The organism is Paenarthrobacter sp. R1, from assembly GCF_030264015.1.
GTDB classification, from domain to species: Bacteria; Actinomycetota; Actinomycetes; order Actinomycetales; family Micrococcaceae; genus Arthrobacter; species Arthrobacter ureafaciens.
Genome location: NZ_CP127115.1, coordinates 2,017,561 through 2,038,335, shown reverse-complemented (window position 1 = coordinate 2,038,335; position 20,775 = coordinate 2,017,561). Strand labels below are relative to the sequence as shown.

Genomic DNA, 20,775 nt, shown 5'->3' with positions numbered 1-20,775 from the left:
GGAACAACGTGCCTACACAAGGGACCAAAACAAAGATGTTTGCGGTACTAGGTGCAGCCGCCATGATGATCACCGCGTGTGCTCCCGGTTCGACCGCTGGTGCGGAAACCTCTCCGGGTTCCACCACCACAACCAACGACTGGTTCGACCAGGCACAATTCGATCTGGAAAACTCGCAACGGACTGCAACCTTTGCCGGGGACCCATCCACCCCCTATCTTCAGCACCTCGACGGGCCAATGGTAGACGCCACAGCATTCAAAAAGAACGCGCCGGCCAAGGTCTGTTTCTCCAACGCTGCGCTCAGTAACACGTGGCGGCAGACCGGCTGGATCACCATGAACGAACAGCTCAAGGAGCTGCAAAAGCAGGGTGTCATCTCGCAAATGGAAACCCGCAACGCCCAAGACAGCGACAACACACAGGTTGCTGACATCGACTACTTCGTGAACCAGCAATCCTGTGACGCCTTCATCATCGCCCCCAATTCGCCACAGGCAACGGCACCGGCAGTGGAAAGAGCCTGCAACACAGGAAAACCCGTCATCATCTTCGACCGTGGGGCCGGCACGGACTGCGCAACCACATTCATCCACTCCGTGGGCGGCATGGCCTGGGGAATTGATTCAGCGACGTTCGTAACAGAAAACGTCAAGCCAGGAGGACACGTAGTAGCACTGCGTACGGCGCCTGGAGTTGACGTTTTCGAGCAGCGCTGGGCCGCTGCCCAGCACATTTTCAGCAAGGCAGGCCTGAAATACACGGACTACATCACCGGTGCCGACCCCACCAAAATCAAAGCAGTCGTGGCCGATGAGCTCGCCAAAGGAAATATCGATGCCGTTTGGGTGGACCTGGGCGACCAGTCGGTTCCAGCTATCGAGGCCTTCGAGGATACCGGCAAGGACATCCCTGTGGTGACCGGCGAAGACAACCTCTCTTACCTCAGGGCATGGAAGAACAAAGGGTTCAAAGGCTTCGCGTCCGTGTATGACGCCTACCAGTGGCGAACCGCGCTCCTTGCGGCAGCGTCCCTCTTCCGGGGCGAATCCATCCCCAAGGATTGGGTGTTGCCGCAGGTACCCGTCACTTCCGAAGATCTCGACAAGGTCCTGAGGACCAACGAGGGAATGCCCGATTCGCATTACGCAGCCTTCGGCGGCGAGGACCTTCCAGGCTTTCCGCAGGTGTGGCAAAAGCGGGTCATTCCCTAACGCACAGGGAAGGGCCGGGAAGGACGTCCTTCCCTCCACACTTCACTTCACTTCGAAAGGAAAACCCATGGCGGCAGACAGCGCTGTTTTTTCGCCCCATCCAGACCTATTTCCACCTGCGCGCGTCGCAGAGCTCATCATGCTGGCAAAAGCACTCTATCCACACCCGGACCTACGGGACGGACCTTACACCCGGACTGTTTCCAGCATCATCACACAGGCCGCATCAGATCCCGGGCTATACCGAACCCTGTCAGACGGATTAAGGGACTTGGCCCAGATAACAACTTCGCCAATCCGCGACATGGATTCCACGGCCCTTGATTGCCTGCTGCGAGCGGTTGAGCAAACGACGTTCTTCAACACTCTGCGTCCGCTGGTTGCATTTCACCTTTACGACGACCGCGAAGTCTGGGAATTCATAGGCTACCCGGGGTCTTCGTTCGAACAGGGCGGCTACCTGCACCGCGGATTCGACGACCTGGCATGGCTTCCCCAACCCCGCATCGAAGAACCCGCCGAGCCCCTCCTCCCCATCGGACCTCTCCCAACCACGTCTCCTGACGTGACCGAATACGCAAGGACAGCCGGATGAAAAAGTATGACCTCACTGATGACGACGTCGCCGTTATCATCGGTTCCGGCCCCGGCGGTGCCACCTTGGCCCTCAGACTCGTGCAGCAAGGCCTTAAAGTCGTGCTTCTCGAAGCAGGCCCATGGATCACCAACGACAAGTTCATCAACGACGAACGAAAGTCCTACAAGCAGCTCACATGGACCGACACCCGCCTGGCAACTGGGTCATGGAGCCTCGCGAAGGACTTCCCCGGCAGCCCGGCGTGGAACGGAAAGGCCGTCGGTGGAACGGCGACATTCTGGACCGGACTGACACCCCGATTCAAATGGCACGAGTTCAAGACACACACGTACTACGGAGACCTGCCCGATGGGACCATCGCAGACTGGCCACTGGACCTGGACGAACTCGACCATTACTACACCGCAGCGGAAAAAGCCGTGGGAGCCTCCCACCGGCACGGCCGACCTCCGCTGCCGGCGAGCAACGGCTACAAGGTCCTGGCGAACGGCGCCGAACGAATCGGATACCGCCATTACGCAACAGGCCCCTACGCCACCAACGTTGAACCCTACGATGGCCGCCCGGGCACAGTTCAGGACGGCTTCGCTATGGCAGGCGATAAAAGCCGCGCCAAGTGGTCACCACTTGTCAGCGAGATACCAAAGGCCTTAGCCACGGGCCTGCTGGAGCTGCGGACCGAAGCCCAAGCCGTACAAATCACGCTTGGCCCTGACGGCCGCGCGGACGGCGTCGTCTACACAGACACCGTCGGAAACCTGCAACGTCAACGGGCTCGCCTCGTAGCTGTAGCAGGAAACGCCATCGAAACCCCACGCCTGCTCCTGCTTTCGGCTACCTCGGGCCATCCCGACGGCCTTGCCAACTCCTCAGGCCAGGTCGGGCGCAACTATATGCGGCACACCACCGGTCTCGTCTACGCCGAGTTCCCCAACGAAGTCCATATGTACCGCGGCGAACCAATGGCAGGCATCATCAGCGACGAATCGCGGCATGACCCATCACGGGGCTTCGTTGGCGGCTACTACATCGAGATGATCGCCCAAGGGCTGCCCTCATTCAGTACCTTCATGAGCCCGGGGGAGTGGGGGCCACAATTCACAGAAAAGGTAGAAGCCTACACCCGCACAGCGGCACTTTGGATTTGCGGTGAGGACGTTCCGCAGGCATCCAACAGAGTGACCCTAAGCAACACCGTCACCGACCGCCTCGGTCTGCCCGCACCTGTCGTCCACTACGACGACCATCCCAACGACATCGCCATGCGGAACCATGGCTACGAGCAGGGCGAGAAACTCTTCAAATCTGTCGGCGCCATCCGCACAACCAGAGCCCCGGGGATGCCCTCCGGCCACAACCTGGGAACAGCCCGAATGAGCCAGAAGCCTGATGAAGGCGTCGTCAACAGTTTCGGTCAAGCCCACGACGTACCTAACCTGTTCGTTTCCGACGGGTCACAATTCACCACCGGAGCCGCCGCGAACCCCACCCTGACAATCGTCGCCCTGTCGATGCGACAGGGCGACTACATCGGCCGGCAGCTCAGCGCGGCAGCTCTGTAGACATTCCGTTCCGCTGCCCTACCAGCCATCGAAAACAGCAACAAGGAGCATCATGGCAATCGCGACCATCGACCCCACCACGGGCATCACCCTGAAAACCTTCGACGCCCATACGCCCGAAGAGGTAGAAAACCGGATCGCCCGGGCGGAAGCAGCATTCCGGTCACTGCAGAACACCTCCTTTGAAGAACGTGCCCGCTGGATGCATAAGGCCGCTGACATCCTCGAAAGCGAAGCCGATGAAGTGGCCCGTCTCATCGCCACCGAAATGGGCAAAACCTTAACGACAGCAAAGTACGAGGCCCTGAAATCAGCCACCGGCATGCGGCACTTCGCCGATCACGCCCAGCGCTACCTTAGCCCGGAAACCCCGGTCCCGGCGTCCGAGGTCAACGCCTCCAACCTCCACGTACAATTCGACCCGTTAGGCGTCGTTTTGGCCGTTATGCCCTGGAATTACCCCCTTTGGCAGGCCGTCCGCTTCGCCGCCCCCGCACTAATGGCGGGCAACACAGGGCTCCTCAAGCACGCCTCAAACGTTCCTCAATGTGCGCTGTACCTGGGAGACCTCTTCGCCCGCGGCGGTTTTCCTGAAGGCGCGTTTCAGACACTGCTGGTTGAAGGCAAAGACGTTATTCCCCTCGTGGATGACGCAAGGATCAGGGCGGTCACCCTGACCGGCTCCGTCGCTGCCGGTTCCGCCATTGCTGAAGCAGCCGGCAGGAACATCAAAAGGAGTGTCCTGGAACTGGGAGGCATGGATGTCTTTATCGTCATGCCCTCGGCCGATATTGAAAAGGCCGCTGCCCAGGCAGTAATCGCACGCCTTCAAAACTCGGGGCAGTCCTGCATCGCGGCCAAGCGCTTCTACGTTCACGAAGATGTCTACGACCGCTTTGAACATCTGTTCGTTACAGGTATGGCCGAAACAGTTGCCGGTGACCCCTTGGACGAAAGCACCAGCTTTGGCCCCCTGGCCACGGAGCGAGGACGCCAGGACGTTCATGAACTGGTTAGGGACGCCCGCGAAAAAGGGGCAGCAGTTCAGTGTGGAGGAGAAATACCGGAAGGGGAGGGCTGGTACTACCCGGCGACTGTCCTCACAGGCGTAACAGAGAACATGCGCATCTACCGGGAAGAATGCTTCGGCCCCGTGGCCTGCCTCTACAAAGTGTCATCACTCCAGGAAGCCATCGCTCTCAGCAACGACTCTGATTTTGGTTTGAGCTCAAGCGTGTGGACCAATGACGAGACCGAAGCCACCGAAGCAGCTCGATCAATCGAGGCCGGGGGCGTCTTCATCAACGGTCTGACGGCGTCATTCCCGGCGGTGCCTTTCGGCGGCCTCAAAGACTCCGGCTACGGACGTGAGCTCTCCGCCTATGGAATCCGGGAGTTCGTAAACATCAAGACGGTCTGGACCGCCTGACCCACCCGAAACGGGGCGGCGCTGACCCTACCAACCCTCAGCGCCGCCCCTTCAACCCTTCTCTCTGAGGAAAATATGACTAAAACAGCGATTGTCCGCGTCGCCATGAATGGCATCACCGGCCGAATGGGCTACCGCCAGCACCTGCTGCGCTCCATCCTCCCGATCCGCGGCGCCGGCGGCATCACCCTCGAGGACGGCACCAAGGTCCAGATCGAACCCATCCTGGTGGGCCGTAACGAGGACAAGATCCGCGAACTCGCGGAGAAGCACAAGGTGTCCGAGTGGACCACGGACCTGGAGTCGGTCATCAACGACCCCACCGTCGATGTGATTTTCGATGCCTCCATGACCAGCCTCCGCGCCGCCACCCTGAAGAAGGCCATGCAGGCGGGCAAGCACATCTTCACGGAGAAGCCCACCGCCGAAACCCTGGAAGAGGCCATTGAGCTGGCCCGGATCGGCAAGGAGGCCGACGTCACCGCCGGCGTCGTCCACGACAAGCTCTACCTTCCCGGCCTGGTCAAGCTCCGCCGCCTGGTGGACGAGGGCTTCTTCGGCCGCATCCTGTCCATCCGCGGCGAGTTCGGTTACTGGGTCTTTGAAGGCGACATCCAGGCTGCGCAGCGTCCCTCCTGGAACTACCGCAAGGAAGACGGCGGCGGAATGACCACGGACATGTTCTGCCACTGGAACTACGTCCTGGAAGGCATCATCGGCAAGGTCAAGAGCGTCAACGCCAAGACCGCCACCCACATCCCCGCGCGCTGGGACGAGGCCGGCAAGGAATACAAGGCCACCGCCGATGACGCCTCGTACGGCATCTTCGAGCTCGAGACCCGGGGCGGCGACGAAGTCATCGCCCAGATCAACTCCTCCTGGGCCGTCCGCGTCTACCGCGACGAACTGGTCGAGTTCCAGGTGGACGGCACCCACGGCTCCGCCGTCGCCGGCCTGAACAAGTGCGTCGCCCAGCAGCGCGCCCACACCCCCAAGCCCGTCTGGAACCCGGACCTGCCCGTCACCGAGTCCTTCCGCGACCAGTGGCAGGAAGTTCCCGCCAACGCCGACCTGGACAACGGCTTCAAGCTGCAGTGGGAAGAATTCCTGCGCGACGTCGTCGCCGGCCGTGAGCACCGCTTCGGCCTCCTGTCGGCCGCCCGCGGCGTCCAGCTCGCCGAACTCGGCCTGCAGTCCAACGACGAACGCCGCACCATCGACATCCCGGAGATCACCCTCTCATGACCTCGCTCATCGTTCCCTCCCACGACGGCGGCACCCGGGAGTATCGCCTGCAGGGCGCGACCACCTGGGCCCGCCCCGCCGCGCCGCTGAAGGCACGCCGGGCCTACGCCGCCGCCCACGTCATCCCGGAAGTCCTCGCGGACAACACCCCGGGCGCCCCTGCCCGGCTCGACTGGGACGCCACCATGGCGTACCGCCACGAGCTGTGGTCCTACGGCCTGGGCGTCGCCGATGCAATGGATACCGCCCAGCGCGGCATGGGTTTGGACTGGGCCGCCACTCAGCAACTCATCAAGCGCACCGGCGTAGAAGCAGCGTCCGTGGTTGCAGCGAACAATGCGGCCACAGTAGGCACGTCCGTCCGGGACCTTGTCTCCTGCGGCGCCGGAACTGACCAGCTGGACCTCGACTCCCTGCCCGCAGGCGAAGCCGGGCTGAAGGCCGTGCTCGAGGCCTACCGCGAACAGATCGCCGTTATCACCGAGGCCGGACCCAAGGTCATCCTGATGGCCTCCCGTGCCCTGGCCAAGGTTGCCGGCGGCCCGGACGACTACCTGAAGGTCTACTCCACCCTGCTCCAGGAAGTGGACAAGCCCGTGATCCTGCACTGGCTCGGCACCATGTTCGATCCCGCGCTTGCCGGCTACTGGGGCTCCGACGACGTCGCTGCCGCCACCGAGACCTTCCTGGGCCTCATCAAGGACAACGCGGACAAGGTAGACGGCGTCAAGGTCTCGCTGCTCGATGCCAGCCACGAGGTGGCCCTGCGCGCAGCGCTGCCCGAAGGCGTCCGCCTCTACACCGGTGACGACTTCAACTACCCCGAGCTCATCGACGGCGACGGCAGCCACCACTCCGACGCGCTGCTGGGCATCTTCGCGGCCATCTACCCGGCCGCCTCGGTTGCCCTGCAGAACTACGACGCCGGAAACGCCGCCAAAGCCCGCGAGATCCTGGACTCCACCCGGGAACTGGGCAAGCACATCTTCAGCGCCCCCACGTTCTACTACAAGACCGGCATCGCGTTTATGTCCTGGCTCAACGGAAAGCAGCCCGGGTTCCAGATGGTCGGCGGCCTGCACTCCGGCCGCTCCGTCTGCCACCTCGCCAAGACCTTCGAACTGGCCGACCAGGCCGGCCTGCTCCAGGACCCGGCACTGGCTGCCTTCCGGATGTCTGGATTTTTGCAGACAAGCGGGATCTAGATGGACCTTGCCAATCCGCGCCCGAATGGACACGCACGGGTTCTCATCGCATCAGATAAATTCAAGGGCTCCCTTTCCTCACGAGAGGTCGCCGCCCATCTCACTGCTGGTCTTCGCAGCGTGCATCCAGACGTTCAGGTCAAACAGCTGCAGGTCGCTGATGGTGGCGAAGGCACAGTAAAAGCGGTGATCAGTGCAGGCTTCAGCAGCCGTCTCGTTCAAGTCAGCGGTCCCACGGGACGTCCAGTTGTCGCAGAATTTGCAACACGGGGCAACGAAGCCGTTATTGAGATGGCAAATGCCGCTGGCTTAGCCCTTCTCCCAGGGGGTGCACCCGCTCCGTTGACCGCTAGTAGTAGAGGAGTAGGAGAACTCGTCTGCGCAGCCCTGGACCTGGGCTGTAACAAGATCGTCATCGGGGCTGGAGGAAGCGCCTGCACTGACGGTGGGGCTGGATTCCTAGCGGCACTTGGTGCCGAATTTCTCGATGCCAACGGTCAACCTCTGCACGAGGGCGGGGGGTTTCTGATGGACCTCGCCTCAGTGAATCTGGACAACCTGGATAAGAGACTTCGCCGGGCACGATTCGTTTTGGCAACAGACGTTAACAACCCATTGCTCGGTCCTGAGGGTTCAGCAGCGATATTCGCACCCCAAAAGGGGGCTACGATGACCGACATCGCGCGCCTCGAAGCCGGACTTGAGCATCTAGTCGCAAGTATGGAGCAAGAGATCGGTCCTCGGGCTATTAGAGCTGCCGCGGTACCAGGAGCGGGATCTGCGGGCGGGCTCGGTTACGCTGTCATCGCAGTCCTGGCTGCGCGAATCGAACCAGGAGTCGTTGCCTTCCAAAACATACTGGAACTGAATCACTACATTGCGGACTCAACACTCGTAATAACCGGTGAGGGAAACATGGACGAACAAAGCCTCGGCGGGAAGCTGCCCCTGGGTATCAGTCGCATCGCTTCAGAACACGGTGTACCAGTGATTGCAGTCTGCGGAAACATCGCCCTGGACGCTTCGCAAGTTGAGCTCGCCGGTTTCACCCGGGCCTACTCTCTGCGGGAACTGCAGCCCGATCTGTCCCAATGCATCAACCAAGCTGGGCCACTGTTAGAACAGATTGGGAGCACCATCGGATCTGATCTTCACAAACTGGATTCATGACGGACACGACGGGCACGGCAGGTCGCACGTTGGAGGCAAGAATATGAGCGAATTCCAATACCTTGAGCCCGGCAACCGAATTGAAGCATGGGATAAAACCGGCACCCGCTGGCAAGGCACCGTTGATATGGCAGACCCTGATTTGGGCGTTATTTGGATCCACACGGACGTTGGGGAACGCAAACTCCTCGACTTCCACGAGCATACGATCCTTGCGCCCTGCCGGTAAATCTGCAACAGACTCGCTCAGGCCTGTGTAAGACAAAGGCCGATAATGGACGTTTTGAGGTGTGTCAAGGATGTGAGACAGCCGGGTAGTTTCTTTTCGGTCAGGCAGCAGCGGGCAGGGGCTGGCTGTTGGTTGTGAAGTTGGCCATTGCCGTCGCTGGCGGGAGACCCTTGTTGTTGGTGTGAGGCCTCCAGCGGTTGTAGAACACTTCGATATAGCGCATCGTGGCCCGTCTGGCGTCTTGGCGGGTCTCGAAGCTGTGGTGATGGTAGAACTCGTTTTTCAGCGATGAGAACAGCGATTCGGCTACGGCATTGTCCCAACACACCCCGGTAGCGCCCATCGATTGGCGTATCTTGTTTCCGGCGCACCAGGCGCCCATTTCGCGGGACGTGTACTGCGTGCCGCGATCGCTGTGAAAGATGGCGTTCGGGGTCAGGTGGCCGCGGTCTCTGGCCATCCTCAGGGCCCCGGTAACCAACGAGGCGCGCATGTGGTCCGCCATGGCCCAACCGACGACCATCCTGGTGCACAGGTCAATGACGGTGGCCAGATACAGCCAGCCCTCACCGGTCCGCAAGTAGGTAATATCGCCCACCAAACGGGTGCCCGGGGCATCTGCCGTGAAGTCCCGGCCGATGAGGTCCGCGAAGACCTTGTCCGGATCCGAGGCTATGGTGGTGCGCTTGAAGGCGCGCATCCGCTTTGCCGCCCATCCGTTCTCAGCCATGATCCCCGCCACGGTGCCCACCGACACCTCGATGCCGGCGGCAACAAGTTTGGTATGCACCATGCGGTGACCGAAGATCCCGTCAGAGGAATCGAAGACGGTCCTCACCTGGTCCGTCAGGTCCCGGTGACGGGCCGCGGTCGGTGTCTCCTCAGCGTCCCGCCACCGGTAGTACGAGGCCCGTGGAAGCCCCAACTGCCGGCACATCCATGCCACTGGAAAGTCGGCGTTCTCCTCCTGAACAACGCGGTAGAGATCTTCTACCGCTGTTCTTTGGCGAAGAACGCCGAAACTTTTTTCAGGAAATCATTCTCCCGCTCGAGCTCCCGCAGCCGGGCCTCCATGGCTTTGAATTTCACCGGATCTACCGGGTCATCGGGCTTGCCACCGCTTTCCTGATCAGCCTCACGGGCCAACCGAATCCACCGCTTCAGAGCAGTCAACGAGATCCCGAGATCAGCAGCAACGGCAGGCAACGGACGCCCCGAAGACGCCGCCAAAGCGACGGCATCGGCCTTGAACTCATCGGAATAGGTAGGTCGAGCAGACATGAGCACAATCCTTTCAAACTGTGTCTCACATCAGTAGTACACCTCAGTTTCGTAAATCTAGGGATGCTGCCCGTACCAGCCCAATTCGCCCCTTTTCTGCCAGCAGGATTGACGTACCCAGCCAGAACCGGTGCGTGATACGGCAGCTCAACGCCCTAAGGGATCCCGCCGGGCCGTAAGCCGGAATGCCCCCAGCGCTGACTCCGCAAACTGGTGGCGTCCCAGCTCTCCGGCTCCCGTAACACCACCAAACACGAAGGCCCACAAAGATCCCGGCGGTCATGTCATTACTTCAGAAACTGCTGCCGAACTTGCCGACTGGATCATGAAACCGACCTAATCCCGGTGACTCTCGTCGTCGCAGCCTACCTTTCGACAACAAGGCCGCACCCCACTGTATGGGGCGCGGCCTGCGTTGATGCCTCGGTACTTCGACTAAGCGGCGGGCGAGGACCAGTACTACGCGGCGGGAACCAGCTTCACGCCGGAGTTCCACTGGTATGCCGGGAGCTGGTCATTGGCGGAGAGCAGGATGTGGAGGAAACCGGTCTGCTCGAGCTGGCGTGCGCGGCGCTGGGGGCCGACGACCACCGGGTTGAGGCCGGCTCCGGCAGCGAAATCTACGACGGCCTGGATCGCTGCCTCGTCATCTCCGGCGATCAGGACGTCAAGGATGTGTCCAGCTACGGTACCCTCGCCGAGGGTCGCGGCGAACGTGGTGTTGAAGGCCTTGACGACGTTTGCGCCCGTGATCTTCTGGAGTTCTTCGGCTGCAGAGCTGTCTGCGGGCACCGACAGGCCTTCGAAGGTTGCGAAGTCCACGGGGTTGGTAATGTCCACGTAGACCTTGCCGTTAAGGGCATCGCCGTAGCGGGCAATAATGGCTTTGGCTGCGTCGAAGTAGACAGCCGGGATCACGAGGTTGCTGGTGAGCTCGTCGCCCACCACCCCGGTTGAGACCTGGCCGCCGAGTTCCGAGGCGAGTGCCTGGGCCTTGGCCTTGTCTTCGTGTGCGAGCAGCTGGACGCTCTTGCCGGCGGCGATTGCCCGGGTTGCCAGGCCGCGGGCCATGTTGCCGGTTCCAATGATGGTGATATCAGTCATTTTCTTCTTCTTTCCAAAAAGGCGGGACAGGAAATTCACGGGGATCTTTTCGTTGGGTTGGGTTTGGAGGGGGCGGGCTCCCTGGGCCGAGGCTAGACGAGGGCCTTAAACCTTGTCCGGCTGAACAGGGCGTAGTCACCTGAGAATTTGGCCGGGCCGAAGAGCGCGATCGCAATTGCGGCCGCAGCAAGGACCAGGACCAGCTCATAACCGCCGTCGGCGGCGAAGACGCCGGCCGGTGCGTGAACCAGGAACAGGGCCCCCAGCATGTCCACGGCGAGAAGTGCGGCGAACACGCGTGTTAGTACGCCGAGGATCAGGGCAATTCCACCGGCGAGTTCCAAGGTGGCTACCACCGGAGCGGCGATGTTCGCTGCGGGTACGCCCATTTCGGTGAAGGACGCTTGGGTGCCGGCAATGGTGAACTGGCTGAACTTTTGCCAGCCATGGGCGGCAAAGATGAAGCCGGCGAGGACCCGCAGTACGGTCACTGCCGTGGTTGCGGCGGGGGAGAACTGATTCATGATGGTTACCGTTCGAACTAGGGGAACGAGGCCCGGTAGTCGGGCGACCGCTCTGCATTACTTGAAGCTTCAACTAGTGTGGCATGCATAAAGTTGAAGTGTCAAGTAAATTGCCAGTCGGGTTATGACTGCTTCAGCGCCCACAGGCTCCGCGCCGGCCCCGGCCCGGGTGCCGCCGTCGGGCTCTGCTACCCGACCCGCCCCCCTTCCACCAGTCGGTAGAAAGCCCGGTCGTGGTAAACCAGCGGCTCACCCTTCCCATGGTGACCAATAACTTCCAGGACCTCGGCCGCCAGCAGGATCGACGTGCCAACCGGAACCCGGTGCGTGATCCTGCAGCGCAGCGCCCACAGGGCTCCTCCCAGCAGGGGCTCCCCGGTAGGCAGCGTCCTCCAGTCCATGTCCGCCGTGAAGCGCTCCGTTCCGGGCTTGGAAAACACCTTCACGAGGTCCACCTGGGAGGCAGCCATCATGTGGACCACCACCGTTTCAGCCTCGATCAGCTGCTCGGCGGAACGGCTGCCGGACAGGGAGAAGGAAAGCGCCGGCGGATCCGCGGAAACCGACGCGACAGAGGAGACGGTCAGGCCCACCGGCCCGGAATGCCCGACGGCGGTCACTACAGTTACGCCGGCAGGGTGGGACCGGAAGGCGCTGCGGAAGAGGTCGGTCATCGTGGGAGTTGAGTCTGCGGGGGCACTGGAGAGGGGCATGGGCCTGCGCTTTCGTAGCAGTCCCCGGGTTTCCGGGGTCCCTACCACCCTAGAACCTCAACAATTGTTGAGGTCCAATCGACAGCGACGGGCCAAGGCGCCCCGGCCAAGGTGGCGGGCGCAAGGACCGGGCCGGCGGCATAGGACAACGCAGACCGCATGCCACCCGGCGTCACACAAGGCTGTTCCCAAGCCCCAAAACGCCTAAAACCCCTACCCTTAATCCGTGACTTTTCCCAAGATCCGCACCGCCGCCGCGAGCACCCTCGCCGCCGCCGGTCTCCTCATCACCCTCGCAGCATGTTCCACGCCGGCCTCCACCCGGCCGAACCCCACCGCGACCTCCAGCGAAGCAGCATCAAGCACCTCTGCCAGCGCAGCCGCTGAATCCGGCCCCTGCGACGGCGTCAAGGTCATTGTCGATTCCGGCGCCATCAAGCAAGCTGCCGCCACCGAGTCCGTCTGCGTGCCCGTCAGCGAGGCCACCACCGCAGCCAAAGTCCTCGAACAAGCCGACGTGAAGACCGAGGGCACCAAGCAGTACCCCGCCGAGCTGGTCTGCCGCGTCAACGGCGTGCCCGCTGCCGACTTCGACATCACCCACAAGGGCGGCACCTACCGCGAAGAATGCGCCACCATGCCGGCAGCCTTCGCTTACTGGGCTATCTGGATCAAGCCCGCCTCCGGTGACTGGACCTACGCGCAGGAAGGCCTGGCCACCCAGCAGGTCAAGCCGGGCGAGAGCCTGGAACTGCTCTACACGGTTGACGGCGCACCCGCCACACCCGCGGCATGACCTTCAGACCCGCGCCGTTACGCGCTGCAGCGGCACTCGCCGTTATCTTCGTTGCGGCGCGGGTCATCTATCGCATCCTCTTTAACGGAGCGGGCGCCGTCGGTCCCGTTCTTCTCGACCTGCCGCCGGTCAGGCTGCCGGCGCCGTTCGCCCACGTCGTCCTGCTCGGCCCTGTCACCGCACCGGGGCTGTGGGACGCGGTGTTGTCGGCCTTGCCGATCGCTGGCCTGATTCTCGCTTTCGGCCTGGTCAACGCCTGGGTGGATGTAGCCCGGGGGTTTGTGCGCCTTGCCCGCGGCGGTCCGTTCCAGGGCATCGCGCGCACGCTGGTGGTCGCGTGGGCCGCGCTTCCGGCGCTCGCCGACGCCGCTCGTTCCGTCCGCTTGGCCTTCCGGCTGACGGGCGAGAAATTCGGCCCGCGGGCCTTGGTCCCCATGCTGGAACGCACGCTCGAGCACGCCAGCCGGGTAGCTGCGGCCCTTGAGTTGCGCGGCTTTGGCAGCCGGAACAGCCGGCACGCGCCCCACGGAACCGGCCGGGCACCCGTGGATATCCACGACTCCTTCTTCACGATCGGCAGCACCCGGCTCCGCATCGACAATTTCCGTCCTGCGCCGGGTTCGGTCACCGTGATCTCTGGCCCCACGGGCTCCGGCAAATCGACCATTCTTCGCGGCATCGCCGGTCTGCTGTCCCACGTCGACGGCGGAGATATCTCCGGCACGGTCCACATCGGCGGTGTGAAGAGGGCGGATGCGCCGCCACGCGACACGGCCCGGCTGGTCGGCGTCGTGCTTCAAAATCCGCGGGCCGCCTTCGCGAGCACGCGCGTTGAGGATGAGATCGCGCTCGCGCTGGAATTGCGCGGGGAACCGCGCGAGGACGCCAAAGCGCGGACGCTCGAGGTCGCGGAACGCATCGGCGTCACGGCCCTGTTGGACCGGAACCTCAGCACACTCTCGGCAGGGGAAGCGACCCTGGTCGCGATCGCCGCCGCGGTGGTGGACCGCCCGCCCCTGCTTTTGGTGGACGAGCCGCTCGCCGACCTCGACCCGAATGCCCGGCACCGTGTCATCGCCGTCCTCAACAGTCTCGCGCGGGAGTCGGGAGTCTGCGTCATCGTGGCCGAGCATCGCGCGCTGCCGCTGGTGCCGGTTGCGGGCGCTTGGTGGACCATCGACGACGGCGGCCTGGTGCCGGCCGCTGCACCCGCACCTTCGCTTCCGGTGGAGGAACGCCCGACGTCGGCGGCCACGCAAGAGCCTGAGGGAACCGAACGCGTGCTCTCCGCGAGCAATCTCTCAGTGCATCGGGACGGCAAGGCGCTGGTGCGCGATGCTTCACTGACCGTGCACAGGGGCGAAATCGTGGCACTGGTGGGGCCGAATGGCGCCGGAAAATCGTCGCTGCTGGTTGCCCTGGCCCTCGGCGAGGGAACCGGTAGCGAAGCGAAGATCGACGGCGGCCGTATCGCCTTGGTACCCGACGCCTCAGATGACCTCTTCACCCGGGATACCGTGGCAGGAGAACTCCGTGCGGCAGATCGACGCACCGCCCGGCATGCAGCCAGCGCCGGCGGACGGGATACGGTTGCCGGATCAACCATCCCGGCCTGGGCCCGCTTGGCACTCCTTCGTGGACAGCCAGGGATGCCCGGCGGAACCGAGCACCCACGGGATCTCTCGGCAGGGGAGCGGCGCATCCTTGCCATCACCCTGCAGACAGCCGACGACCCCCAGGTCCTCCTCATCGACGAACCCACCAGGGGCCTCGATCCCACAGCCCGGGGTGCCGTGGCGACGGCGCTGCGCGCGGCGGCGGGGACAGGCACGGCGGTCCTGATTGCCACGCACGATCTTGATTTCGCCCGGCAAATCGGCGCCCGGATACTCCCGATGCGTGAGGGTGTGGCTCCTGCTGTTCCCGGGCCTACTCCCGTGCCAGTTGCTGCGCCAGCTCCTGCTCCGGCTGTTCCGGCGGAGGCGATGCCGGAGTCCATCTCCCTGCATGGTGCGAACCCAAGGCATGACCACGTTGCCATGCCCGCACTGCACGCTACCCGCCGCCCTACCCGGCATTTCCGCATGCCGCGGTCCGTCGAAGTGGCCATCCTCGCGGCAGCAAACGTGCTGGCCCTGGGAGCGTTTTGCTGGCCCTTGGTCGCAGCCGCGCTTCCCCAGGATGCCGCAGCCGCACTTCCTTATGCGGCTCTTGCCATTGCGCCGCTGGCGGTGGTGGCCATTGTCGTGTCCCTCGACGGCTCCGTCCGCTCGGCGCACACAGTAGCGCTGCTCGGAGTCCTTGCAGCGGTTGGTTCCGCAATCCGGGTGGCGAGCACCGGCGTCGGGGGCGTTGAAGCGGTCTTCATCCTGCTGATCCTGGCCGGCCGCGCCTTCGGTGCCCGCTTTGGCATGCTGCTGGGCGCTGTGACGATCGCTGTTTCAAGTGCCCTGTGGAGCGGTATTGGTCCGTGGTCGCCGTTCCAGATCTTCGCGTGCGCCTGGGTCGGTGCCGGGGCCGGCCTCCTGCCCCGGAACGTGCGCGGCAAGGCCGAGCTGTGGATGCTGTGCGCTTACGGCGTTGTGGCGTCGTACGTGTTCGGTTTGCTGACCAACCTGTGGTTCTGGCCTTTCGCGGTGGGCGCTGGGACGGGCATCTCCTACGTACCGGGCGCCCCGCTGTCCGCCAACCTCAGTAGCTTCCTGCTGTATTCGTTCATCACTTCGACGGCGGGATGGGACACCCTGCGCGCAGTCACCACGATCGTGGGTATCGCGTTGGTGGGACGCGCGGTGCTTGCGGCGCTGAGGCGCGCGAAGCCGCTGAGCGGCCAGTCCGGAGCGGCTGCGGAAGCTCAGGGTGCCGCCCGCCCCGTCTCTGCCGATGTCTGAAGGTGCCAAACCGCGGCGCCCGTTTCGCTGGCAGGCATAACACTGCCCTCGAAAACGAAGATCGGCTGTCCGCTGCTGCCCTCCGGCAGCCAGAATCCATTGGCTGGGCAGTGGGATCCTGTCCTGGCTGCCAATAGCGGCGCGCCGCTCCGTGATTCGTCGGGAAAAATGCGGACCTTCTTCACGTTAGCCTCCCAATCGCAATCCCGAACTCGTTAAGGCTTTCTGCCTTCTGCGAGACCACGTTAGGTTCCGGGGCGGCTCATGACCAAGATCAAATCCTGATAGCTGCATAAGCAAATCAGATGACCCGCTCGGGTGCTTTGCCAACAGGCCGGTCATGGCGGCGTCGTGGATGCCGGGCGTCATAAGGGAAAGCTATGGAGGGATACTCAATAGGTCTTTGTGTGATGCATATCTCCAGCATTAGGTTGAGAGCCGGGAACACATCCTTATCAATATTTTCCCTTTTCTACCCCAATAGAAATAAACATTTCCCTGCACCCTCGGAAGACATTTGCTGACGACGTCAAATTCTTCCTCCACATGGAAAGAGTCAATTAATGAATCTGTTCAGTAAAGGCAAAGTGGTGCTGGCGGCGGCAGCCGCGGCCACACTCGTTCTCACCGGGTGCGGAGGTGGTTCAGGGAGCGCCGGCACCAGCAACTCCAGCGCCACGTCGGGGGAAATCAACCTCATCGCCTACGCGGGTGTTTGGCAGGACCAGTACAACGCAGCCGTGATCGAACCCTTCAAGGCCAAGTACCCGGACATCAAGATCAATTACTCGTCGAAGCGGTCATCTGCGGAGATGCTGAGCGCGTTGCAGGGTCAGAAGAACGATCCCGCAACCGACGTGGCGATCATGGACAACTCCGTGTCCACCACAGGCAACACCCAGGGCCTGTTCGACAAGATCGATGAATCGGCAGTCCCCAACCTTGCCAATGTTCCTGAGAAGTTCCAGGACAAGAGCGGTTTCGGTCCCGTCGTCATGCTGGACGCCGTCGGGCTCTTGTACGACACGGCCACGTTCCCCAAGGCTCCTGAGAGCTGGGATGTGCTCTGGGACCCGGCATACGCAGGCAGGATCAACGTCAACGCTCCTCCGTCCCTGCTCGGTCTCTCCCTGACGGCGATCACCTCGAAGATGGAAGGGGAGGACTACACCCAAAGCATCGACAAGGCAGTTGCGAAGCTGAAGGAGATGGCCCCTGGCGTCCAGACGTTCGCACCCAACCCGGACGAATACCAGAACGTCATCACCGGACAGACCGTTCTTGGCCTTGGCCAGAACGCACGCGGCCAGTTCTACAGCGACCAGAGCAACAAGAAGATGGGCGTGACTTTCCCGAAGGAAGGCACGGTCTACCAGATCAACACCGTCAACCTGGTGAAGGACGCCCCCAACAAGGCGGCCGCTGAAACGTTCATCAACTACGCCTTGTCGCCCGAAGCCCAGACGGCTTTCGCTAAGGCTCTCTTCTACGCACCGTCCGTGACCAACGCCGAACTTCCGGCCGAGGTGAAGGATCGCGTGGTCCCCACTGATGGTTCGCTCAACATCGTTCCCCTCGATGTCCAGTTCCTGTCCTCGGCCCGTGACAAGTGGACCGACACCTGGAAGCGCCAGATCATCACCAAGTAGCGCCCGGCAGCGCGCCCCTCGACCAACTTCGCTTCAGGAGAACTGAAAATGATTGAATCCAAATTGTCGATCGTGGATCTGACCAAGAGATACGCAGCCGGCCTTGATCCGGCCGTCGACCGCCTGAACATGGAGGTGGAAGAGGGGCACCTGGTGGCGCTCCTCGGCCCGTCGGGATGCGGTAAGACGACCACTTTGCGCATGGTCGCCGGGCTAATGGATCCCACAGCGGGATCGATCGTGGTGGACGGCAAGGAAATAACCCACACCCCGGTCAACAAGCGCGGGATGGGCATGGTGTTCCAGTCCTACGCCCTGTTCCCGCACATGAACGTAGAACAGAACGTCGGTTTCGGCCTTCAGATGCGGCAGGTGTCCAAGTCCGAGCAGCAGAAGCGTGTTGCCAGCGCCTTGGACATGGTCCAACTGGGCCATCTGGCCAAACGGCAGCCGAAGGAGCTCTCCGGCGGACAGCAGCAGCGCATCGCCCTGGCGAGGGCCCTGGTGGTGGAACCCACCTTGCTTCTCCTTGACGAGCCGTTGTCCAACCTCGACGCCAAGCTGCGCGAAACAATGCGCACCGAGATTCGCTCCATCCAGCAACGGACACGGGCCACAACACTCTTTGTCACCCATGACCAGGACGAGGCCCTGGACATGGCCGACCGCATTGCCGTCATGAATGGTGGCCTGATTGAACAGTTCGGATCGCCCACCGAAGTGTACGAACGGCCCCGGACGCGGTTTGTTGCAAACTTCATTGGCCAGGCCAACTTCCTGAAGGCGAGGGTGGTAGCTGAGATGGGTTCGGCTGCCGACGGTGAAATCCACTACAAGGTGGACGTGGAAGGCCTGGGACAGTTCGGTGCCGTGGGAGCTCCGGGCATGGCCGGCTCAACCCGCGAACTTGTTATTCGTCCGCATCGGCTCAGGGTTGGCACGGAGCATGGTGCCACTGATGCCATCCCGGGCATTATCGAGCGGATCAGCTACACCGGAGATGCCCTCTCGGTGGGCGTCAGGGTCGCAGACCGCACGCTCAATGCCCAGCTCCTGACCTCCAGCGGAAAGCTGCCCAGGCTCGGAGACGCGGCTTACCTGTCCTGGGATGCCCAGGATGCCTACCTTCTGCCCGAAGCCCCGGAAAGCTCCGCATCATGACCACGCTCAAAGAACCATTGCAGCGGCCAAGGCTAGGCGCGGCAGAAGGGGAACTGGAGCAGGCAACCACCAAGCGGAACAGGCGGACCTACCTCGCACTGCTGCTGCCCGGACTCCTCGGCCTCGTGGTGAGCTTCGTTTTCCCGCTCGCCTACATGGTCCGGATGTCCTTCAACAAGGGAGCACCTGACGGCGTCATCGAGGAGACCTTCACCCTCGACACGTACATCCAGCCCCTCACGGACCCTTACTACTGGCGCGTCACCCTGGACACGTTCCAGATGGGTGTCACGGTCGGCGTGCTGTGCGTCATCGTCTCCTACCCGGTGGCGCTGTTCCTCGCGCGCAGTACCAGCAAATGGCGCGGCTTGCTCATTGCCATAGCCATCGCTCCGCTGCTGACGTCTGCCGTCGTCCGGACGTACGGGTGGATGGTCATTCTTGGGACCAACGGCCTGGTGAACTCCACCCTTGCCGACTGGGGCCTCATCGACACCCCCTTGAAACTGACCAACAACATGACCGGCGTGACCATCGGCCTCGTTGAGATCTTCATGCCCTACGCCATCCTGGCCATGATCTCCGGCTTCGGGCGACTCAGCCCGCAGCTTGAGGAAGCGGCCGGCTCGTTGGGGGCCAGCAAGTTCAAGGTCTTCACCAGGGTGACTTTGCCACTGAGCCTGCCCGGGATCCTCACCGCATTCCTGCTGGTCTTCGTGCTCTCCATCAGCACCTTCATTACGCCGCGACTGCTGGGCGGTGGAAGTGTCCAGGTCCTCGCTACCGAAATCTACGACCAGACCACAGGGTTGCTGAACTGGCCCTTCGCTGCAGCGCTCTCTGTGATCCTGCTGGTTTTGTTCGGCCTCATCATCGCCGTTTATCAACGCCTCACCAAGAAAATCGGAGGTTAGCCATGTCCGAGGCCCGCCTTTTCAAGCCACGCTTCAACCCGGCCAAGCCTGCCTTCGGCATCCTTGTGTTCCTGCTGTACTTGTTCCTGTTGGCACCGTTGCTGATCGTCTTCGTTGTCTCGTTCGCCTCGAACCAGTACCTTTCTTTCCCACCGGAGGGTTTCACTTTCAAGTGGTATGAGATGCTCCCCGAGGAGAGCACGTTCATGAACGGCATGAGGATCAGCCTCATCGTCGCAGTCATCGTGACCGTCATTGTTCTGGCACTCGGCGTGCCGGCGGCCTTGGCGTTGGACAGGTTCGAGTTCAAAGCGAAGGCCGCGGTTCAATCGTTCTTCTTGTCACCCCTGCTCATCCCGAGCATTGTGCTCGCCCTCGGAATGGTCCTCCTGTTCGGGCCGCTCAAGCTCACCAACACCTACGCGGGCATCATCATCGGCCACATTGCGATTACTATTCCGTTCGTCATCAGGACCACGCTGATGAGCCTCGCCACCACGGACACGTCCTGTGAAGCCGCAGCCCGGATCCTGGGAGCCAACTCCTGGACCGTGTTCCGCAGGGTCACGTTGCCCATCATCCAGCCGGGAGTGATTGCGGGCGGCGTCATTGCTTTCATCGTCTCCTTCGATGAGGCCGTGATTTCCCTGTTCGTTGCGGAGTCGGGCCTACCCACGCTGCCCGTTCAGGTCCTGAGGTACGTGGAAAACTCAGCGGACGCCGCCGTCGCCGCCCTGTCCGTCATCCTCATCCTGATCTCCCTGGCCGTGGTGGTCATTGTTGAACGGGTCATGGGACTGCGTAAGGCGTTGCGCTGATTCTTCGCTCCTATGCGCGGGATGCCGCGTTTGTCCATCTCACCGGCAGTGCCGGAACCATCAGCGAGCGGATCAACGCCCGGGTTCACGAGTACATGCCTGCCACGTTGCTGGCTTCCCAGCTGGAAACCCTCGAAGCCCCGGACGCGGATGAGCGCCACATTTCGGCCGGGATCAACAACAGCCCGGAGCTGATCGTGGGTCAGGTCCTCGCCCAGCTGGGGCGCGGGCAGCCGGGAGACCGCCAGCTGGTCCGCTAGACACTTCCAGAC

General features: G+C 62.4%; 19 protein-coding genes and 1 pseudogene. 15 read left to right on the top strand and 5 right to left on the bottom strand.

What is annotated here, in order from left to right; genetic code table 11:
• The first annotated feature begins 8 nt into the window (after window positions 1–8).
• From QN084_RS09865 to QN084_RS09830, 8 genes are all read left to right on the top strand, one after another.
• Window positions 9–1,214 carry an ABC transporter substrate-binding protein gene (locus QN084_RS09865; RefSeq protein WP_225740076.1) on the top strand — a complete coding sequence of 402 codons (1,206 nt, stop codon included), beginning with the start codon at window positions 9–11 and terminating at the stop codon, window positions 1,212–1,214.
• A gap of 304 nt (window positions 1,215–1,518) precedes the next feature.
• Window positions 1,519–1,809, top strand: a complete 291-nt coding sequence (locus QN084_RS09860; RefSeq protein WP_021474689.1) for a hypothetical protein — start codon at window positions 1,519–1,521, stop codon at window positions 1,807–1,809.
• Complete coding sequence (locus QN084_RS09855) at window positions 1,806–3,374, top strand: GMC family oxidoreductase (protein ID WP_062098624.1); 1,569 nt, start codon at window positions 1,806–1,808, stop codon at window positions 3,372–3,374. Before QN084_RS09860 ends, QN084_RS09855 begins: the two co-directional genes overlap by 4 nt.
• Window positions 3,375–3,426: 52 nt before the next feature.
• Window positions 3,427–4,803 (top strand): aldehyde dehydrogenase AldH, encoded by a 1,377-nt coding sequence (aldh, locus tag QN084_RS09850; protein ID WP_021474691.1) that lies wholly within the window; start codon window positions 3,427–3,429, stop codon window positions 4,801–4,803.
• Between the two features lie 75 nt (window positions 4,804–4,878).
• The gene (locus QN084_RS09845; RefSeq protein ID WP_069696272.1) at window positions 4,879–6,048 is read left to right on the top strand and encodes a Gfo/Idh/MocA family protein; all 1,170 of its coding nucleotides are present in this window, start codon (window positions 4,879–4,881) and stop codon (window positions 6,046–6,048) included.
• Window positions 6,045–7,253 (top strand): dihydrodipicolinate synthase family protein, encoded by a 1,209-nt coding sequence (locus tag QN084_RS09840; protein WP_069696273.1) that lies wholly within the window; start codon window positions 6,045–6,047, stop codon window positions 7,251–7,253. Before QN084_RS09845 ends, QN084_RS09840 begins: the two co-directional genes overlap by 4 nt.
• The gene (locus QN084_RS09835; RefSeq protein ID WP_031217240.1) at window positions 7,254–8,423 is read left to right on the top strand and encodes a glycerate kinase; all 1,170 of its coding nucleotides are present in this window, start codon (window positions 7,254–7,256) and stop codon (window positions 8,421–8,423) included.
• Window positions 8,424–8,466: 43 nt separating this feature from the next.
• A complete protein-coding gene (locus tag QN084_RS09830) occupies window positions 8,467–8,652 on the top strand; it encodes a hypothetical protein (protein ID WP_021474511.1) in 186 nt (61 codons plus the stop codon).
• Window positions 8,653–8,752: 100 nt separating this feature from the next.
• On the opposite strand, the pseudogene QN084_RS09825 reads toward QN084_RS09830, so the two are convergent.
• From QN084_RS09825 to QN084_RS09805, 5 genes and pseudogenes are all read right to left on the bottom strand, one after another.
• Window positions 8,753–9,607: pseudogene (locus QN084_RS09825) on the bottom strand (IS3 family transposase); the annotation flags it as partial.
• A 35-nt stretch (window positions 9,608–9,642) separates the two neighbouring features.
• Window positions 9,643–9,933 carry a transposase gene (locus tag QN084_RS09820; RefSeq protein ID WP_062098648.1) on the bottom strand — a complete coding sequence of 97 codons (291 nt, stop codon included), beginning with the start codon at window positions 9,931–9,933 and terminating at the stop codon, window positions 9,643–9,645.
• 459 nt (window positions 9,934–10,392) lie between these two features.
• On the bottom strand, window positions 10,393–11,037 hold the full coding sequence (locus QN084_RS09815; RefSeq protein ID WP_069696401.1) for an NADPH-dependent F420 reductase: 645 nt from the start codon (window positions 11,035–11,037) through the stop codon (window positions 10,393–10,395).
• 92 nt (window positions 11,038–11,129) lie between these two features.
• Complete coding sequence (locus tag QN084_RS09810) at window positions 11,130–11,561, bottom strand: DoxX family protein (RefSeq protein WP_069696377.1); 432 nt, start codon at window positions 11,559–11,561, stop codon at window positions 11,130–11,132.
• 188 nt (window positions 11,562–11,749) lie between these two features.
• On the bottom strand, window positions 11,750–12,235 hold the full coding sequence (locus tag QN084_RS09805) for a flavin reductase family protein (protein ID WP_264398779.1): 486 nt from the start codon (window positions 12,233–12,235) through the stop codon (window positions 11,750–11,752).
• A gap of 265 nt (window positions 12,236–12,500) precedes the next feature.
• On the opposite strand from QN084_RS09805, the gene QN084_RS09800 reads away from it, so the two are divergent.
• The 7 genes from QN084_RS09800 (at window position 12,501) to QN084_RS09770 (ending at window position 20,763) form a co-directional block, all read left to right on the top strand.
• Entirely contained in the window at window positions 12,501–13,070 is a 570-nt protein-coding gene (locus tag QN084_RS09800) for a hypothetical protein (protein WP_069696379.1), read from the top strand.
• A complete protein-coding gene (locus QN084_RS09795; RefSeq protein ID WP_069696380.1) occupies window positions 13,067–15,961 on the top strand; it encodes an ATP-binding cassette domain-containing protein in 2,895 nt (964 codons plus the stop codon). Before QN084_RS09800 ends, QN084_RS09795 begins: the two co-directional genes overlap by 4 nt.
• Window positions 15,962–16,524: 563 nt before the next feature.
• Window positions 16,525–17,610 carry an ABC transporter substrate-binding protein gene (locus QN084_RS09790; protein WP_021474505.1) on the top strand — a complete coding sequence of 362 codons (1,086 nt, stop codon included), beginning with the start codon at window positions 16,525–16,527 and terminating at the stop codon, window positions 17,608–17,610.
• A gap of 48 nt (window positions 17,611–17,658) precedes the next feature.
• On the top strand, window positions 17,659–18,771 hold the full coding sequence (locus QN084_RS09785; RefSeq protein ID WP_021474504.1) for an ABC transporter ATP-binding protein: 1,113 nt from the start codon (window positions 17,659–17,661) through the stop codon (window positions 18,769–18,771).
• Window positions 18,768–19,685, top strand: a complete 918-nt coding sequence (locus QN084_RS09780; RefSeq protein WP_021474503.1) for an ABC transporter permease — start codon at window positions 18,768–18,770, stop codon at window positions 19,683–19,685. Before QN084_RS09785 ends, QN084_RS09780 begins: the two co-directional genes overlap by 4 nt.
• A 2-nt stretch (window positions 19,686–19,687) precedes the next feature.
• On the top strand, window positions 19,688–20,503 hold the full coding sequence (locus QN084_RS09775) for an ABC transporter permease (protein ID WP_021474502.1): 816 nt from the start codon (window positions 19,688–19,690) through the stop codon (window positions 20,501–20,503).
• Window positions 20,504–20,598: 95 nt separating this feature from the next.
• Window positions 20,599–20,763 carry a hypothetical protein gene (locus QN084_RS09770; RefSeq protein WP_021474501.1) on the top strand — a complete coding sequence of 55 codons (165 nt, stop codon included), beginning with the start codon at window positions 20,599–20,601 and terminating at the stop codon, window positions 20,761–20,763.
• Window positions 20,764–20,775: the final 12 nt, after the last annotated feature.

Coding starts and splice junctions, on each gene's coding strand:
- QN084_RS09780 (WP_021474503.1), top strand. CDS start 18,768: ATGACCACGCTCAAAGAACCATTGCAGCGGCCAAGGCTAGGCGCGGCA.
- QN084_RS09835 (WP_031217240.1), top strand. CDS start 7,254: ATGGACCTTGCCAATCCGCGCCCGAATGGACACGCACGGGTTCTCATC.
- QN084_RS09810 (WP_069696377.1), bottom strand. CDS start 11,561: ATGAATCAGTTCTCCCCCGCCGCAACCACGGCAGTGACCGTACTGCGG.
- QN084_RS09845 (WP_069696272.1), top strand. CDS start 4,879: ATGACTAAAACAGCGATTGTCCGCGTCGCCATGAATGGCATCACCGGC.
- QN084_RS09830 (WP_021474511.1), top strand. CDS start 8,467: ATGAGCGAATTCCAATACCTTGAGCCCGGCAACCGAATTGAAGCATGG.
- QN084_RS09855 (WP_062098624.1), top strand. CDS start 1,806: ATGAAAAAGTATGACCTCACTGATGACGACGTCGCCGTTATCATCGGT.
- QN084_RS09790 (WP_021474505.1), top strand. CDS start 16,525: ATGAATCTGTTCAGTAAAGGCAAAGTGGTGCTGGCGGCGGCAGCCGCG.
- QN084_RS09795 (WP_069696380.1), top strand. CDS start 13,067: ATGACCTTCAGACCCGCGCCGTTACGCGCTGCAGCGGCACTCGCCGTT.
- QN084_RS09820 (WP_062098648.1), bottom strand. CDS start 9,933: ATGTCTGCTCGACCTACCTATTCCGATGAGTTCAAGGCCGATGCCGTC.
- QN084_RS09775 (WP_021474502.1), top strand. CDS start 19,688: ATGTCCGAGGCCCGCCTTTTCAAGCCACGCTTCAACCCGGCCAAGCCT.
- QN084_RS09860 (WP_021474689.1), top strand. CDS start 1,519: ATGGATTCCACGGCCCTTGATTGCCTGCTGCGAGCGGTTGAGCAAACG.
- QN084_RS09815 (WP_069696401.1), bottom strand. CDS start 11,037: ATGACTGATATCACCATCATTGGAACCGGCAACATGGCCCGCGGCCTG.
- QN084_RS09785 (WP_021474504.1), top strand. CDS start 17,659: ATGATTGAATCCAAATTGTCGATCGTGGATCTGACCAAGAGATACGCA.
- QN084_RS09770 (WP_021474501.1), top strand. CDS start 20,599: ATGCCTGCCACGTTGCTGGCTTCCCAGCTGGAAACCCTCGAAGCCCCG.
- aldh (WP_021474691.1), top strand. CDS start 3,427: ATGGCAATCGCGACCATCGACCCCACCACGGGCATCACCCTGAAAACC.
- QN084_RS09840 (WP_069696273.1), top strand. CDS start 6,045: ATGACCTCGCTCATCGTTCCCTCCCACGACGGCGGCACCCGGGAGTAT.
- QN084_RS09805 (WP_264398779.1), bottom strand. CDS start 12,235: ATGACCGACCTCTTCCGCAGCGCCTTCCGGTCCCACCCTGCCGGCGTA.